At 71.5% G+C, this 15,140-nt stretch carries 17 protein-coding genes; 12 read left to right on the forward strand and 5 right to left on the reverse strand.

The window, feature by feature from the left end:
* The first annotated feature begins 158 nt into the window (after window positions 1–158).
* The 4 genes from ACFC1K_RS08030 to ACFC1K_RS08045 all read left to right on the forward strand — a co-directional run bounded on the left by ACFC1K_RS08030 (window position 159) and on the right by ACFC1K_RS08045 (window position 4,442).
* On the forward strand, window positions 159–2,192 hold the full coding sequence (locus tag ACFC1K_RS08030) for a TPM domain-containing protein (RefSeq protein WP_375871198.1): 2,034 nt from the start codon (window positions 159–161) through the stop codon (window positions 2,190–2,192).
* A gap of 99 nt (window positions 2,193–2,291) precedes the next feature.
* The gene (locus ACFC1K_RS08035; protein WP_310289500.1) at window positions 2,292–3,029 is read left to right on the forward strand and encodes a PspA/IM30 family protein; all 738 of its coding nucleotides are present in this window, start codon (window positions 2,292–2,294) and stop codon (window positions 3,027–3,029) included.
* 121 nt (window positions 3,030–3,150) lie between these two features.
* Entirely contained in the window at window positions 3,151–3,987 is an 837-nt protein-coding gene (locus ACFC1K_RS08040) for an arginase family protein (RefSeq protein ID WP_375871199.1), read from the forward strand.
* A complete protein-coding gene (locus ACFC1K_RS08045; RefSeq protein ID WP_375871200.1) occupies window positions 3,984–4,442 on the forward strand; it encodes a Fe-S oxidoreductase in 459 nt (152 codons plus the stop codon). The genes ACFC1K_RS08040 and ACFC1K_RS08045 overlap by 4 nt, the downstream gene beginning before the upstream one ends.
* Before the next feature lie 60 nt (window positions 4,443–4,502).
* Here ACFC1K_RS08045 and ACFC1K_RS08050 read toward each other — a convergent pair whose 3' ends face one another.
* The 4 genes from ACFC1K_RS08050 to ACFC1K_RS08065 all read right to left on the reverse strand — a co-directional run bounded on the left by ACFC1K_RS08050 (window position 4,503) and on the right by ACFC1K_RS08065 (window position 6,781).
* Window positions 4,503–4,826, reverse strand: coding sequence for a hypothetical protein (locus ACFC1K_RS08050; RefSeq protein ID WP_375871201.1), 324 nt, complete (start codon window positions 4,824–4,826; stop codon window positions 4,503–4,505).
* Window positions 4,827–4,968: 142 nt separating this feature from the next.
* Entirely contained in the window at window positions 4,969–5,445 is a 477-nt protein-coding gene (locus ACFC1K_RS08055; protein ID WP_375871202.1) for an SIP domain-containing protein, read from the reverse strand.
* A gap of 74 nt (window positions 5,446–5,519) precedes the next feature.
* A complete protein-coding gene (locus ACFC1K_RS08060) occupies window positions 5,520–6,275 on the reverse strand; it encodes a tyrosine-protein phosphatase (protein ID WP_375871203.1) in 756 nt (251 codons plus the stop codon).
* Entirely contained in the window at window positions 6,272–6,781 is a 510-nt protein-coding gene (locus ACFC1K_RS08065) for a carboxymuconolactone decarboxylase family protein (protein WP_310289493.1), read from the reverse strand. Before ACFC1K_RS08065 ends, ACFC1K_RS08060 begins: the two co-directional genes overlap by 4 nt.
* A gap of 67 nt (window positions 6,782–6,848) precedes the next feature.
* Here ACFC1K_RS08065 and ACFC1K_RS08070 point away from each other — a divergent pair, with 67 nt between their 5' ends.
* The 8 genes from ACFC1K_RS08070 to ACFC1K_RS08105 all read left to right on the forward strand — a co-directional run bounded on the left by ACFC1K_RS08070 (window position 6,849) and on the right by ACFC1K_RS08105 (window position 14,508).
* Window positions 6,849–7,823 (forward strand): alpha/beta fold hydrolase, encoded by a 975-nt coding sequence (locus tag ACFC1K_RS08070; RefSeq protein WP_375871204.1) that lies wholly within the window; start codon window positions 6,849–6,851, stop codon window positions 7,821–7,823.
* Window positions 7,824–7,993: 170 nt separating this feature from the next.
* Window positions 7,994–9,508 (forward strand): ABC transporter substrate-binding protein, encoded by a 1,515-nt coding sequence (locus ACFC1K_RS08075; protein ID WP_375871205.1) that lies wholly within the window; start codon window positions 7,994–7,996, stop codon window positions 9,506–9,508.
* Window positions 9,505–10,455, forward strand: coding sequence for an ABC transporter permease (locus ACFC1K_RS08080; protein ID WP_310289490.1), 951 nt, complete (start codon window positions 9,505–9,507; stop codon window positions 10,453–10,455). Before ACFC1K_RS08075 ends, ACFC1K_RS08080 begins: the two co-directional genes overlap by 4 nt.
* A 77-nt stretch (window positions 10,456–10,532) precedes the next feature.
* A complete protein-coding gene (locus ACFC1K_RS08085; protein WP_375871801.1) occupies window positions 10,533–11,393 on the forward strand; it encodes an ABC transporter permease in 861 nt (286 codons plus the stop codon).
* Window positions 11,390–12,178: an ATP-binding cassette domain-containing protein gene (locus tag ACFC1K_RS08090; protein ID WP_375871206.1), complete on the forward strand. Its 789-nt coding sequence runs from the start codon at window positions 11,390–11,392 to the stop codon at window positions 12,176–12,178. The genes ACFC1K_RS08085 and ACFC1K_RS08090 overlap by 4 nt, the downstream gene beginning before the upstream one ends.
* The gene (locus tag ACFC1K_RS08095) at window positions 12,175–12,972 is read left to right on the forward strand and encodes an ABC transporter ATP-binding protein (protein ID WP_375871207.1); all 798 of its coding nucleotides are present in this window, start codon (window positions 12,175–12,177) and stop codon (window positions 12,970–12,972) included. Before ACFC1K_RS08090 ends, ACFC1K_RS08095 begins: the two co-directional genes overlap by 4 nt.
* A 59-nt stretch (window positions 12,973–13,031) precedes the next feature.
* A complete protein-coding gene (locus ACFC1K_RS08100; RefSeq protein ID WP_375871208.1) occupies window positions 13,032–14,108 on the forward strand; it encodes a M4 family metallopeptidase in 1,077 nt (358 codons plus the stop codon).
* A complete protein-coding gene (locus ACFC1K_RS08105) occupies window positions 14,086–14,508 on the forward strand; it encodes a hypothetical protein (protein ID WP_375871209.1) in 423 nt (140 codons plus the stop codon). Before ACFC1K_RS08100 ends, ACFC1K_RS08105 begins: the two co-directional genes overlap by 23 nt.
* Before the next feature lie 3 nt (window positions 14,509–14,511).
* On the opposite strand, the gene ACFC1K_RS08110 is transcribed toward ACFC1K_RS08105, so the two are convergent.
* Window positions 14,512–15,123, reverse strand: coding sequence for a GNAT family N-acetyltransferase (locus ACFC1K_RS08110; protein WP_375871210.1), 612 nt, complete (start codon window positions 15,121–15,123; stop codon window positions 14,512–14,514).
* Window positions 15,124–15,140 lie beyond the last annotated feature (17 nt).

The raw sequence follows: 15,140 nt of genomic DNA on the forward strand, positions 1-15,140 counted from the left end.
CGCAGCCTCGCGCCCAGGGCAGGAGCGACCCGCATCGGCGGCGCCTGCGCATGTTCTCGGCGAACACTCAAGCGCCGTCGGGGCCGTGGGCTATCGTCGTATCCCCGCGGCTGAATAGACTCGCGGGAGGGGGAACCCGAGTCCCAGAGGGGGGATCGATGCGACTGCGTTGGGCTGCAGCGCTGGCGTCCGCTGCGGTGGTCGCGGTCACGGCGATCGGCGGTGGGGCGGCGTTCGCGACTCCGCCGGTCACGCTCGGCTCGAGCGCGGAGTACGTGCTCGACGAGTCGGGTGTGCTCTCGTCCGCACAGCGTTCCGAGGCGCAGTCGCGACTCGAACAGCTCAAGTCCGACACCGGCCTCGATCTCTGGGTCGTCTACGTAGACGAGTTCACCGACCCGGCGAACGCCGCCGACTGGGCGAACCAGACCGCCGACGACAATAACCTCGGCGTCAGCCAGTACCTGCTCGCCGTCGCGACCCAGGGCCGCGCCTACTACCTGTCGGGCGACCCGGGAGGCCCCGTCAGCGACGAGCAGCTCGCGACCATCGAGCAGCAGCAGATCCAGCCCGCCCTCGCCCAGGACGACTGGCTCGGCGCGGTCGACGCGGCGGCCGACGGTCTGACCGACGCCGTGGGCGGGTCCGGCGCCCCTGCCACCGACTCCGGCGGCAGCGGGTGGCTCACGTGGCTGCTCGTGATCGTCGTCGTCGGCGTCGGCATCGTGCTGCTGGTGATGCTCCTCCGCCGGCGCAAGAAGGGCGCGGTGACCGCCGGACCGGCGGGTCCGCCCCCGCCGAGCATCGAGGAGCTCGAGCGGCGCGCGTCGTCGCTGCTCGTCGAGACCGACGACGCCATCAAGACGAGCACGCAGGAGCTCGGCTTCGCGAAGGCGCAGTTCGGCGACGCCGCGACGACCGAGTTCGAGGCGGCCCTCGCGACCGCGCAGCAGAGCCTCGACGAGGCGTTCGGGCTCAAGCAGAAACTCGACGATCACATCCCCGACTCCGAGCAGGACACGCGCGCCTGGAACGAGCGGATCATCGCGCTCTGCGAGGCCTCCAACGCCCTCCTCGACGAGAAGGCGGCCGCCTTCGACGAGCTGCGCAAACTCGAGCAGAACGCCCCCGAGGCCCTCGCACGCGTGCACGACGCGAAGGCGAAGGCCGAGGCATCCCTCGACCAGGCGACCTCCCGGCTGCAGAGCCTGCAGACGGCGTACGCGCCGGAGGCGCTCGCGACCGTCGTCGACAACCCCGAGCAGGCACGGCAGCGCCTCGCGTTCGCCGACGAGCAGCTCACCGCCGCGCAGGCCGCCATCGGCGCGGGCGACGGCGGCGAGGCCGCGGTCGGGATCCGGGCCGCCGAAGAGGCGGTCGGCCAGGCGACGCTGCTCGAGAACGCCATCGACAAGCTCCAGTCCGACCTCGCCGAGGGCGAGCGCAACGCCACCGCCCTCGTCGCCGAGCTCGAATCCGACATCGCGGCGGCATCGGCCCTCCCCGACACCGACGGCCGGATCGCCGGCGTCATCGCGTCGACGCGGCAGCAGCTCGATGCCGCGCGCGCACAGCTCAGCGGCACCGCCAAGCGTCCGCTCGCGGCCCTCCAGAGCCTCGAAGCGGCGAACGCGCAGATCGACTCACTCGTACAGGGCGTGCGGGATGCCGAGGCCCAGGCGCAGCGCGCGCGCCAGATGGTCGGCCAGGTGATGATGCAGGCGCAGGCGCAGGTGTCGGCCGCGGAGGACTACATCACCGCCCGCCGCGGTGCGGTGGGAGCACAGGCCCGCACCCGGCTGGCGGAGGCGGGCGCGTCGCTCGCCCGCGCGCAAGCGCTGCAGTCGAGCGACCCGCAGCAGGCGATGCAGCAGGCGCAGCGGGCCGACCAGCTCGCCGGGCAGGCGATCCAGCTCGCACAGAACGACGTCGGCGCGTTCGACGGCGGAATGGGTGGCATGTTCGGCGGAGGCCAGCAAGGCGGCCAGTCCGGCGGCGGCATGCTCGGCGCCGTCCTCGGCGGCATCGTGCTGAACTCCGTGCTGAGCGGCGGCCGCTCCTCGGCCGGCTCGGGCGGCGGCCTCGGCGGCATGCTGGGCGGCGGCGGCCCGAGCCGCTCGTCGGGCGGCATGCGACCCGGTAGCTTCGGAGGCGGCGGCACACGCGCGCGCCGAGGAGGTGGCCGCTTCTGACCCGAAATCGCCCGGCCGCCCGCGGGCAGCAGGCCGCGGCATCCGTCTCCAGACCCGACTCACCGACCCAGACCTGAAGTCCGATAGGAAGGAAAACCGATGGCGAAGCAGTCCATCTTCGGTCGCATCTCGACCCTCATGAAGGCGAACATCAACGCACTCCTCGACTCCGCTGAGGACCCGCAGAAGATGCTCGACCAGCTCGTGCGCGACTACACGAACTCGATCGCCGACGCCGAGTCGGCCATCGCCGAGACCATCGGCAACCTGCGCCTGCTCGAGCGCGACCACCAGGAGGATGTGCAGGCGGCCTCCGAGTGGGGCAACAAGGCCCTCGCCGCCAGCCGCAAGGCCGACGAGCTGCGCAAGACCGGCAACACCACCGACGCCGACAAGTTCGACAACCTCGCCAAGATCGCGCTGCAGCGTCAGATCAGCGAGGAGAACGAGGCCAAGGCGATCGCGCCCACCATCGCGACGCAGAACGAGGTCGTCGACAAGCTGAAGGAGGGCCTCAATGGCATGAAGCAGAAGCTGGAGCAGCTGAAGGCCAAGCGCTCCGAGCTCCTCGCCCGTGCCAAGACCGCCGAGGCCCAGAACAAGGTGCACGACGCCGTCAAGTCGATCGACGTGCTCGACCCGACCAGCGAGCTCGGCCGCTTCGAAGACAAGGTGCGCCGCCAGGAGGCCCTCGCCGCCGGCAAGCAGGAGCTGGCCGCGTCGACCCTCGACGCGCAGTTCAACGCCCTCGAGGACGTCGGCGAGCTGACCGAGGTCGAGGCCCGCCTCGCCGCGCTCAAGTCCGGCGCTCCGGTGCAGGCCGCGATCGAGAACTGAGCCCACCTCTCGTCGTCGAGGGGCGTCGGATCCGCACGGATCCGGCGCCCCTCGCGTCTGCCTCCAGCGAACGGACGGCAGGACGGATGCCTCGACCCCCGGTCTGCGCGAAGATGAGGGGATGACGCGTTACCTCGTGGTCCCGCAGTGGCAGGGAAGCCCGTCCTCCCGCGCGATGCAGCTCATCGACGGCGCCCAGGCGATCGCGGGAGACCTCCCCCGGGCTTCGACCACCGTGCTCGACGTGCCCATGGAGGCGGGCGAATCGCTGGGCACCGGCATCCATCGCCTCAGCGCCCTGCAGCGCGTGCACGGGATGGTCGCGCAGGCGCTCGCCGCGCACGACGCCGCGGCGCCGGACGAGCCGGTGCTCACGATCGGCGGCGACTGCGGCATCGCGCTGGCGCCGATCGCTCACGCCGCCCGCCGCTCCCCCGGGCTCGCGGTGGTCTGGATCGACGCGCACCCCGACCTCAATTCGCCGGAATCGTCGCCGTCGGGCGCTTTCGCGGGCATGGCGCTGCGCGCCGTGATCGGCGACGGGGACCCCGGCCTGGCTCTGCCCTCGGGCACGATCGCCGCCGAGCGCGTGATCGTCGGCGGGGCGCGGTCGTTCGACGAGCCCGAGCTCGAGGTCGTCGCGGAGCTCGGCATCGCGGCGCTCACGGTGGACGCGCTGCGCGACGCCGACGCCCTCGCCGACGCGGTGCTCGCGACCGGGGCCGACGCCGTGTACATCCACATCGACATCGACGCCCTCGACCCCGCCGAGATCGCCGGCAACGCGCACCCCGAACCGTTCGGCGTCACCGTGGCGGAGCTGACGGTCGCGGTCGCGCGCCTGCGCGAGCGGGTGCCGCTGGTGGGCGCATCCCTCGCCGGCTACTCGCCCGCCTCGCTCGCGGCGGCGACCGACGACCTGGGCGCGATCCTGCGCGTGATCGGGGCGCTGGCGTGAGTCCCATCCCCACGCCGCCCGCCGGGTGGCGCGCCGCCGCGGAGCGCGCCGTCATCAGGGGGCGCCGCATCGACGACGCCATCCCGGCGATCCTCCTGGACTCGCCCATCAGCCGCGTCGGCTACTGGTACGGCTGCGCCGTGGGATGGGTCTGGGGCACGCTCTGGAGCACCGGGCGCGTCGAGAAGCGCGAGGGTCTGTGGGTGTTCCGCGGGATGCCGCGCTGGACGTTCCCGCGCGGCGGCTCGTGCGTCGGCGCGTGCTTCCTCACCGGCGACGGGCGCATCACCGACGGGCTGCTGCGGCACGAAGCGGTGCACAAGCGGCAGTGGCAGCGCTACGGGCTGCTCATGCCCCTGCTGTACCTGCTGGCCGGCCGCAACCCGCTGCGCAACCGGTTCGAGATCGAGGCAGGCCTCGCCGACGGCAACTACGTGCCGCGCGGCGCGGCCTGATCGCACGAGACGACGACAGAACGAAGGACGCGGCTCGGGTGCCCCGGCCGCGTCCGCAGATCACTTCTGCCCTTGGGTGTGGCCGTTGCAGCCCCACTCCCCCAGGCCCGGGATGTTGACCTCGGAGGCGCCGCCGCCATGCAGGCTGACGGCCTTGCGGACCTCCTGGTCGAACTGGCCCCAGTTCTGTGTGGTCCCGGGTGTCACACCCGAGCCGTCGGTTTCGTGATCCTCCAGTCCGGAGAACGCGCACGGCGAGTTCGCGTTGCTCCGCGCGCCGGTCGCCTGGCCGTTGGCGTTGTACTCTCCCGCGAACGCTCCGCCCGCGGAGCCGAACACCAGCACCGCTCCCACCGCGATTCCCAGCATGATCTTCCTGCGCATGATGCGCCCCCTCCAGTTGACAGGGCGGGCAGCGAGCTCGCCCGCGCCCATCGAACTCCGAGGCCCAGAGCCCCGTCAATGAGGTGAATACCGGAGCAGTACCTAGGGAGCGCGCATCGCGGCGTGGACGCCGCGCGGCGACTCAGCGCGCGGTGGCGAGGCCGTACTGCGCGGGAGTGTGGATCGCGTCCGCGCTGATGCCCAGTTCGACCAGGTGGTCGACGATGTCAGCGGTGCCGAGGTAGCCGCCCAGCAGGTGGATGCGGGTCTCGTCGTCGTCGGCGCACAGCATCTCGTCGGCCCATGCGGTGACCGCACGCGTCAGCGCCTCGCCCGACGCGCAGCCGCGGCCGGTGCCAGGCGCACCCGACCGCTGCGAGCGGTCCAGCCAGGTGACGATCATGCGGCTCGGTGCGGTGATCTCGGCCAGCCACGAGGCATCCGGGATCTCGATGAACACGCGGCCCGTCGAGCAGATCGGCAGGGTCGCGAGCACGGCCTCGAGCTCGGCCAGCGACGATTCGTCAGCCGTGATCAGGTGCTGCACGCGCGTGTGACGCGACGCACGGCACGCCGACGCGTTGTGCGCGGCACTCTGAGGCTGGATGTTCTGGACCATGACCCCTCCACTATAACCGCTGATGAAGGGTTGCCTTACCTCATTACCGATCGTGAAGAGCGGATGCCTCGTCCCTACGCGCCGCGGTGCAGCAGCACGCGGCGCAGCTCGGCGATCTCGTCGTCGGCCAAGCCGTGCGCGCGCAGGTACTCCTCGGCGGAACCGTACCGCCGCGCGACATCATCGAGCAGAGCCCGCATGACGGGCGCCGGCGACCTGGTCGCAAGGTCCTCGAGGTGGACGGCGTCGGGGTGCATCGCACGCAGCATCTCGACGATCTTGCGATTGCGCTGGGGCGGGAGCAGACCCTCGGTGCGGGCGTAGTCGGCGACCACGGCGTCGGGGTCGACGCCGGCCGCAGCGAGGGTGAGCGCGATCGTCACGCCCGTGCGGTCCTTGCCGACGGTGCAGTGCACGAGCACCGGCTGGTCGGCGAGGATGCCGCGGACCACCGCGGTGACGCCCTCGGAGGAGTCGTCGACGAGTCTGCGGTACATCTCGTCGAGGCTGATGTCGTCGCGGAAGAAGGACTCCACCGATCCGAGGAACAGCGGTACACGCTGCGTCACGACGTCGAGCCCGGCGATGCGGCTCGGTTCGCGCGCGACTTCGTCGTCGGCGCGGAGGTCGATGATGCGGCGGAGGTGAAGATCCGCGAGCGCCTGGGTGCCTGCGGGGTCCAACCGGGCGAGGTTGCCCGAGCGGAACAGCACGCCGAACCGCGTGGCCGCGTCACCCGCGCGCAGGCCGCCCACGTCGCGGAGGTTGACCGCCCCCGGTACGACGGGGTCGACCGGTGCCGGATCGAGAGGGGGTGTGGGGATGGTCACCAGGCGGCGCCCGCGGCGGCGTCCTTGTCTTCGCCGACGAGGTCGTCGCGGGGCGGCGTGCTGTACCGGCCCGCGATGGCGATCCGGTTGAACGCGTTGATCGAGACGAGGATCCAGCTGAGGGCGACGTACTCCTTCTCGCTGAGCACACCTCCGACGCGGTTGTACACGTCGTCGGGAATGCCGTCCTCGTGGATGTAGACATACGCCTCGGCGAGCTCGAGGCCCGCCCTCTCACGGTCGGAGAAGACGCCCGACTCGCGCCACACCGGCAGCTGCGCGATGTCGTCCGCCGTGACCCCGGCGGCGAGCGCCCGCTCGACGTGCACCCGCACACAGTAGGCGCAGCCATTGCGCTGCGACGCGTGGATCTGCACGAGTTCCTTGAGCCGGTCGTCGATGCCGTTCTCGGCGGCGATGCCGCCCACGGTCTTCGAGAAGGCCGAGAGCGCCTGATAGGCGGGTCGCGCCGCTCGCGAGAGATGCACGCGGTGTTCTGCCGTCATGACGCCAGACTACCCAGGGCCGGCTCGCGCCGGGCCGGGCGTCGCCGGGGTGGGGCATGATGAGCGGGTGAGCGACCCCATCGACGAGTTCTCGTTCCTTCCCGAGCAGGCCGCGGAGGCCGGCATCCAGGCCCTCGTCCCCCAGGGCGAGCGGCTGTCGCTGACGCTGGCCGACGGACGCACCCTGAGCGCGCTGCGGTACACCCCGGCGGACTCCCCCGGCGCCGTCCCCGTGGTGACGTTCCTCCACGGCGCGGGCCTCAACGCGCACACGTGGGACACCACGATCCTCGCGCTCGGGCTCCCCGCTCTCGCGATCGATCTGCCCGGCCACGGCGATTCGTCGTGGCGCGACGACATGGCCTACGTCGCGCGGGTGCTCGCGCCGGACGTCGCGGCCGGCATCGACACCTGGACCGACGACCCGCAGCTCCTCGTGGGGCAGTCGCTCGGCGGGCTGACCGCGGCCGCGGTGGCGGCATCCCGACCCGATCTCGTGCGCGAGCTGGTGGTCATCGACATCACTCCGGGCCTCGACCCGAACGCCGGGGCGCAGCAGATCCGCGACTTCTTCGCCGGCCCCGCCGACTGGGCGTCGCGTGACGAGCTCGTCGACCGCGCCCTCTCCTTCGGGCTCGGCGGCGGCACCCGCCGCAAGGCCGAGCGAGGCGTGTACTTCAACTCCCGCATCCGCCCCGACGGCAGAGTCGAGTGGAAGCACCACTTCGCCCGCCTCGCGCACGCCGCGGCGGCCTCGCCGGCGCTTCGACAGGCTGGGCAGCCGGACGCTGAGCCTGTTGAAGGGCAGGACGCGGTCGCCTCGGTGCTCAGCGAGTCCGGCTGGGAGGATCTCGCCGCCGTCGCGGCCCCGACGACGCTGCTCCGCGGCGAGCGCGGCTACGTCACGGACGACGACGCCGCGGAGTTCGCACGACGGGTGCCCGCAGCATCCGTCGCCGTCGTCCCCTCGGGGCACAACGTGCAGGAGGAGATCCCACGGGAACTCGGCTCGCGCCTGCGTGCGATGGCCGGCGTCACGTGACCGCTGCGGCGCCGGTCGGGAAGCATTAACACTTCTGTTGCGTTCCGGGTACCGAGTTGCCGCGCGCCTCGGCGATATCCCTAGGCTGATACCCATGCGGCAGCCCCGACCCCCTGGGCAGCCCCGGGGCCCCGCACAGCACACACGGGACCCTCCCCGAAAGGACCTACATGCTCCGTCGCACCGCTCTCGCCGCAGCCTCGCTGCTGGCCGCCGGTCTGCTCGTCCTCACCGCCTGCAGCGGTGGCGGGGGCGTCGCCGCGCCCACCTCGCCCGGGGAGCCCGACCCCGACGCGTCGGTCGCGGTCCGGCTGGTGCTCGAGCCCGGCAACCTCGACATCCGCGAGACCGCGGGGTCGGCGCTGGACCAGATCCTCGTCGACAACATCTACCAGGGCCTCGTCGCCCGCACACCCGAGCAGGACATCGTCCCCGCGCTCGCGAGCGACTGGACCGTCTCGCCCGACGGCCTCACCTACACCTTCACGCTGCGCGAGGGCGTGACGTTCCACGACGGCCAGGCGCTGACTCCGCAGGACGTCGTGTGGTCGCTCACCACTCGGCGCGACACGCCGGCGTGGCGCGACGCGGCGCGCCTGGCGGACGTCACCTCGATCACCGCCGAGGGGCAGGACATCACGCTCACCCTCAGCGAGCCCGACTCGAGCCTGCTGTGGAATCTCACCGGCCGCGCCGGCATCGTCCTCAAGGAGGGCGACACCGTCGACTACAAGACCAAGGCGAACGGCACGGGTCCGTTCGTGCTCACCGAGTGGCGCCAGGGCGACAGCATCACCTTCGAGCGCAACGACGCGTACTGGGGAGACGCGTCCGGCGCGGCCGAGGTCGTGTTCGAGTACATCCCCGACAACCAGGCCGCCCTCAACGCGGCGCTCGCGGGCGAGGTCGACGTGCTGACGGGCTTCGACGCGAACCTGAAGGAGCAGGTCGAGCAGAACGGCGACTTCGCGCTCGTGCTCGGGAAGTCCACCGACAAGGGCACGCTCGCGTTCAACCAGACCACCGGCCCGCTCGCCGACAAGCGCGTGCGCCAGGCGATCCGTCAGGCGATCGACCACGACGCCATCATCGAGGCCCTCGCATCGGGGCAGACTCAGTACGGTCCGATCCCCGAACTCGACCCCGGCTACGAGGACCTGTCGGACGTCGCGCCGTACGACCCGGAGGCCGCGAAGAAGCTCCTCAAGGAGGCCGGCTACGAGGACGACCTCGAGCTCACGCTGACCATCCCGAGCTTCTACTCGACGACGATCCCGCAGATCCTCGTGTCGGACCTCGACGAGGTCGGCATCACCCTCGACGTGGACTCGGTCGACTTCACCACGTGGCTCACCGATGTCTACACGAACCACGACTACGACCTGAGCTTCGTGCTGCACACCGAGGCCCGCGACTTCGAGAACTGGGCGAACCCGGACTACTACTTCACCTACGACAACCCCGAGGTGCAGGACCTGTACGCCCAGTCGCTGGCCGCCACCGACGAATCCGAGGCCGCCGACCTGCGGAAACAGGCCGCCCGCATCGTGTCGGAGGACGCCGCCGCCGACTGGCTGTACAACGGGGCCTCCGTCGTCGCCGTCGGCACTAACATCGCCGGTATGCCCTCGATCAACGTGAACGAGCGCCTGAACGTCGCCGAGATCGCCAAGAGCAACGGGTGATCCGGTACACGCTGACCCGATTCGCCCTGCTCCTGCTCGGGCTTCTCGTCGCCAGCGTGCTGATCTTCCTCACGCTCCGGGTGCTCCCCGGTGACATTGCACATCTCATCGCCGGTGTCGGGTCCACCCCCGAGCAGCAGGACGCCATCCGGGAGCGGCTGGGCCTGGACCGCCCGCTCCCGGAGCAGTACCTGACCTGGATCGGCGGACTGTTCCGCGGCGACCTCGGCACCTCCCTTCTCACGGGCACGAGCGTCGTGGACGAGCTCGCCCAGAAGGCGGAGGTGACCGTGCCGCTCGGCATCCTGTCCCTCCTCATCGCCGTGGTGATCAGCGTGCCGCTCGGCGTGCTCTCGGCCATGCGGCGCGGGCGCGCCTCGGGCACGGGACTCAGTGTGGGCGCGCAGACCCTCGCCGCGGTGCCCGTGGTGTGGGCGGGCATGATGCTCGTCGTCGTCTTCGCGGTGTGGCTGGGGTGGCTGCCCGCGCAGGGCTTCCCGCGGTCGGGGTGGAGCGACCCGTGGGCGGCACTGCGCGCGCTCATCCTCCCCGCCCTCACGATCGGCATCGTCGAGGGCGCCATGCTGCTGCGGTTCGTGCGCAGCGCCACGCTGCAGGCAGTGGGCCAGGACTTCGTGCGCACCGCCGCCGCGAAGGGCCTCACGCGCGACCAGGCGCTCCTCCGCCACGGCCTGCCCGTCGTCGGGCTGTCGGTCATCACGGTGCTGGGTCTGCAGGTCGCCGGCATCATCGTCGGCGCCGTCGTCATCGAGCAGCTCTTCTCCCTCCCCGGCATCGGCCGCATGCTCGTGGCCGACGTCGCCGCGCGCGACCTGCCGAAGGTACAGGGCGAGCTGCTCGCCCTCACCGGGTTCGTGCTCATCGTCGGCTTCGTCGTCGACCTCGTGCACCGGGTCATCGACCCGCGGCAGCGGGAGGCATCGTGAGCGAGGACGGGACGGATGCTGCGCCCTCGGCGCCGACCACGCGGCGACGTCGTTCGCGCTGGGCGTGGCTCGGCCGGCTGTGGGCGCTGTCCACGGGACGCTTCGGCCTCATCGTGGTCGCCGTCGTCGGGATCACCGCGATCGTCGCGCGATTCTGGACGCCGTTCGACCCGCAGAAGGTCGACATCGCCAACCGCTGGGCCCTTCCGGGCTGGCCGCACCTGCTCGGCACCGACGGATCGGGGCGCGACATCCTGAGCCTCCTGATGGCGGGCGCCCGCACCACCGTGTTCGTCGCGATCGGGGCCGGCCTGGTCGCAACCGTGATCGGCATCTCGTTCGCCGCCCTCGGTGCCCTGACTGTTCGCTGGGTGCGCGAATCGGTGGCGGTGTTCGTCGACATCCTGATCGCCTTCCCGGTGCTCATCATCGCGATGATGATCTCGGCGGTGTGGGGCGGGTCGCTGTGGGTCGTGATCTGGGCGGTCGGCATCGGCTTCGGCGTGAACATCGCCCGTGTCACACGACCGGAGCTGCGCCGGGTGCTGCAGAGCGACTTCGTGCTGGCGGGACGCGCCTCCGGCCTCACGCCCGCCCAGAACCTCTGGCGGCACCTCCTCCCCAACGTCGCGCCGGTGTTCATCGTGCAGCTCTCGTGGGGCATGGCGGTCGCGGTGCTCGCGGAGGCCGGACTGTCGTACCTCGGATTCGGTGCGCCGGTGACCGAGCCGTCCTGGGGTCTGCTCCTCGCGCAACTGCAGCAGTTCATCGGGGTGCACCCGCTGTCGGTGGTGTGGCCGGGCCTCGCCATCACGATCACCGTGCTGGGGCTGAACCTGCTCGGCGACGCCCTGCGGGAGGCGACCGACCCGACACTCTCGCGCAGCCCCTTCGCGACCCGGCGCGCACGGCTGCACATCCCGGAGGTGGTCTCGTGAGCCTCGAGGTGCAGGGCCTGACGATCGACATCGGCGACCGCCGTGTCGTGGACGGCGTGTCGTTCGCCGTGCCCGACGGCGCCCGTGTGGGACTCATCGGCGAGTCGGGGTCGGGCAAGTCACTCACCGCCCTCGCGATCCTGGGCCTCCTGCCCGACGGTGCGACGGCATCGGGCAGCGTCCGGTGGCACGGCCGCGAGATCCTGGGCCTGCCCGACCGCGAGCTCGCCGCGCTCCGCGGCGACGAGATCGGCATCGTCTTCCAGGAGCCGCGCACCGCGCTCAACCCGATCCGCACCGTCGGACGCCAGATCGCCGAGTCGATCCGCATCCACGAGGGGCTCTCGAAGCGGGATGCTGCCGCCCGCGCGGTCGCGGAGGCATCCCGTGTCGCCCTCCCCGATCCGGACCGGATCGTGGCTCGCTATCCCCATCAGCTGTCGGGCGGCCAGCGCCAGCGCGTCGCCATCGCGATGGCGCTCGCCTGCCGTCCCCGCCTGCTGATCGCCGACGAGCCGACGACGGCCCTGGACGTGACGATCCAGGCCGAGATCCTCGAGCTGCTGCTGTCGCTCGTGCGCGACGACGGCATGTCCCTCGTCTTCATCACCCACGACCTCGCCGTGCTGTCGCAGATCGCGACGCATGGCGTGGTGCTCGAGCAGGGGCGCGTGGTCGAGGAGGCCCCGGTGTCTCAGCTGCTGTCGGCTCCGGCATCCATCGTCACTCAAGAGCTGCTGCGCGACGCGACGGCGACGCTGTGGCGGCCAGGGGGCGCGGAATGAGCGTGCTGATCCGCGGCCGCGGGCTCACCCGCCGCTACCCCACGCCGAAGACGCACCTGTTCGAGAAGCAGGCGTTCACAACGGGACTCGAGGACGCCGACATCGACGTGCGCGAGGGCTCCGCGGTCGGCCTCATCGGCGAGTCGGGCTCCGGCAAGTCGACGCTCGTCCGCCTGCTGCTGGCGCTCGACACGCCTTCCGCCGGCACCCTCGAGTTCGACGGGCGACCGGTCGACGCCAGCGCGTCGGCACGGTCGCTGCACTGGCTGCGCAAGCAGACGGGGATCGTGTTCCAGGACCCGTACGCGTCGCTCGACCCGCGCATGAGCGTCGGGCGCATCGTCGGCGAGCCGCTGTGGGCGCTGGGGATCGACGGCGACCGCCGCGCCCGCGTGCGCGAGGTGCTCGAGGACGTCGGTCTCGAGGCGAACATGGCCGACCGCTTCCCGCACGAATTCTCGGGGGGCCAGCGGCAGCGCATCGCGCTCGCACGTGCGATCGTGCACCGCCCCCGCCTGCTGGTGGGCGATGAGCCGCTGTCGGCGCTCGACGTCACGGTCCGCGCGCAAATCCTCGAGCTGCTCGGCGAGCTGCGCGTGCGCGACGGCCTGACGCTCCTGATGGTGTCGCACGACATCGGCGTCGTGCAGAACCTGTGCGACGAGGTCGTCGTCATGAAGGACGGCCGCATCGTCGAGGAGGGCCCGACCGAGAAGGTGCTGCTGCAGCCCCAGGTCTCGTACACGCGGCGGCTGCTCGCGTCGATTCCCGTGATCGAGGGCGGCGCCGCCTGACCAGTGGGAGCGGCGGCGAGGCGGCACGGGACGTCGGCGGCCGCGGATAGGTTCGGGGCATGAGCACGAGCCCCGGAATCGTCCCCCCGTACCTGCTCGCCCGCATCGCCGCCGTGCAGGAGGAGAACTGGGCTCGTGCGGCCGACGCGGCGCACCGCACCCTCGCGGCGCCGCGCGAGTACCGTCCGGTGCGCTCGCGCCTGCGCCTGTCGATCCAGGAGCCGGGAACGCTGGTCGCCGAGGCGACGCCCGCACCCGACCGCGAGATCTCCGACGCGAAGCACCGAGAAGTGCTGCCAGGCACCCGGGTGCGCGGCGAGGACGACCAGGCGACGGGCGACGCCTCCGTCGACGAGGCGTTCGACGGGCTCGGCGCCACGTACGACTTCTGGTGGGACTCCTACGCCCGCGACAGCATCGACGGCTCGGGCAGCTCGCTCCTGGCGACCGTCCACTACGGCCGCGACTACGACAACGCGTTCTGGAACGGCGAGCGCATGGTGTTCGGCGACGGCGACGACGAGGTGTTCCGCGGGTTCACCCGGTCGCTCAGCGTGATCGCGCACGAGCTCGCGCACGGCGTGATCGAAGACGAGGGCGGCCTGCTGTACCGCGGCCAGTCGGGCGCGCTCAACGAGTCGATCGCCGACGTCTTCGGCGCCCTGGCCGAGCAGCACCGCGATGGGCAGACCGTCGACGAGGCGACGTGGCTCATCGGCGAGGGGATCTTCACCGACGCCGTGCAGGGCGTCGCGCTGCGGTCGCTCAAGGCCCCGGGCACGGCGTACGACGACGACGTGCTCGGCAAGGACCCGCAGCCCGCGCACATGCGTGACTACGTCGAGACCCGCGACGACAACGGCGGAGTGCACATCAACTCGGGCATCCCCAATCACGCGTTCTACCTGACGGCGAAGGCGCTCGGCGGCCATGCGTGGGAGCGCGCCGGGCTCATCTGGTACCGCACCCTGACGTCGGGGACGCTCCCGTCCACGGCCGACTTCACCACCTTCGCACGCGCCACCCTCGCCGCGGCGGCAGCGGAGTACGGTGAGGAGTCGGAGGAGGTCGCCGCCGTCCGCGCCGGGTGGACAGGCGTCGGCGTGATCGCGGATGACCGAGAAGCCGAGTCCTGACCCGACCGCATCTTCCGCGGGGCCGCCCGCGGTCGAGGTCGACGTCGCGCGCACCGGCGGCATCGCCGGCATGACGCGACGGTGGTCGGCGCAGCCGCCCGAGGCGGAGGCATCCGAGTGGATCACCCTCATCGATCGCTGCCCGTGGAGCGAGGCGGGCAGCGCCGCAGACGAGGACCCCGGGGACGAGGTCGCCGCCGCTCCCCCGCGCCCGGCGACTCGGCGCCGCGAACCGATGCCCGACGGTTTCGTGTGGTTCATCCGCGCGACGTGGTCGGGGGCCGGCCCCCTCGAGGCGGAACTGCCCGACGACGAGGTCGTGGGCGCCTGGCGCGAACTCGTCGACGCCGTACGCGACTGGAGCCGGCAGAGCGCCGACCCCGGTCGGCCGGGCCGCTGACGCTCAGCGCGTGAAGAGACCCTTCTTCTTCGCCGGCTTGAGCGCCTTCTGCATGTAGATCGTCCCGAGCCACCGGCCGAACTTGAAGCCGACGCGGCCCATGCGGCCGACCTCGACGAAGCCCATCTTCTCGTGCAGGGCGACCGACCCCTCGGCGCCCTTGTCGCTGATCACCGCGACCATCTGCCGGATACCGGCTGCCTCGCACGCCTCGATGAGGGCTTCGAGCAACGCGCGGCCGAGCCCCTTGCCGGTCGCCGCCTGGCCGAGGTAGATCGAGTTCTCGACCGAGAACCGGTACGCGGACTTGCTCGACATCGGCTGCACGAGCGCGTACCCGAGGATCTGGCCCGACGGCGACTCTGCCACGAGGAACGGGAGGCCCTGCTTCGCGAGGCCGTCGCGCTTCTTGCGCCACTGCGCCACCGACCACACGTCCTCGTCGAAGGTCACGACCGAGTTGGTGACGTAGTAGTTGTAGATCTCGCGGATGTCGGGGATGTCGCGATCCTCGACGGGCCGGATCGTGAACGAGAACCCGCGCTCGGGCTCGGGCTGCCGCTGCAGGTGGCGCGGCAGCTTGCGGCGGTCCTTGTCGTATTCCTCTTCGAGCATGGCTTCTCCTGGATGTC

The sequence above is a fragment of the Microbacterium sp. NPDC056057 genome, from assembly GCF_042266945.1.
GTDB classification, from domain to species: Bacteria; Actinomycetota; Actinomycetes; order Actinomycetales; family Microbacteriaceae; genus Microbacterium; species Microbacterium trichothecenolyticum_C.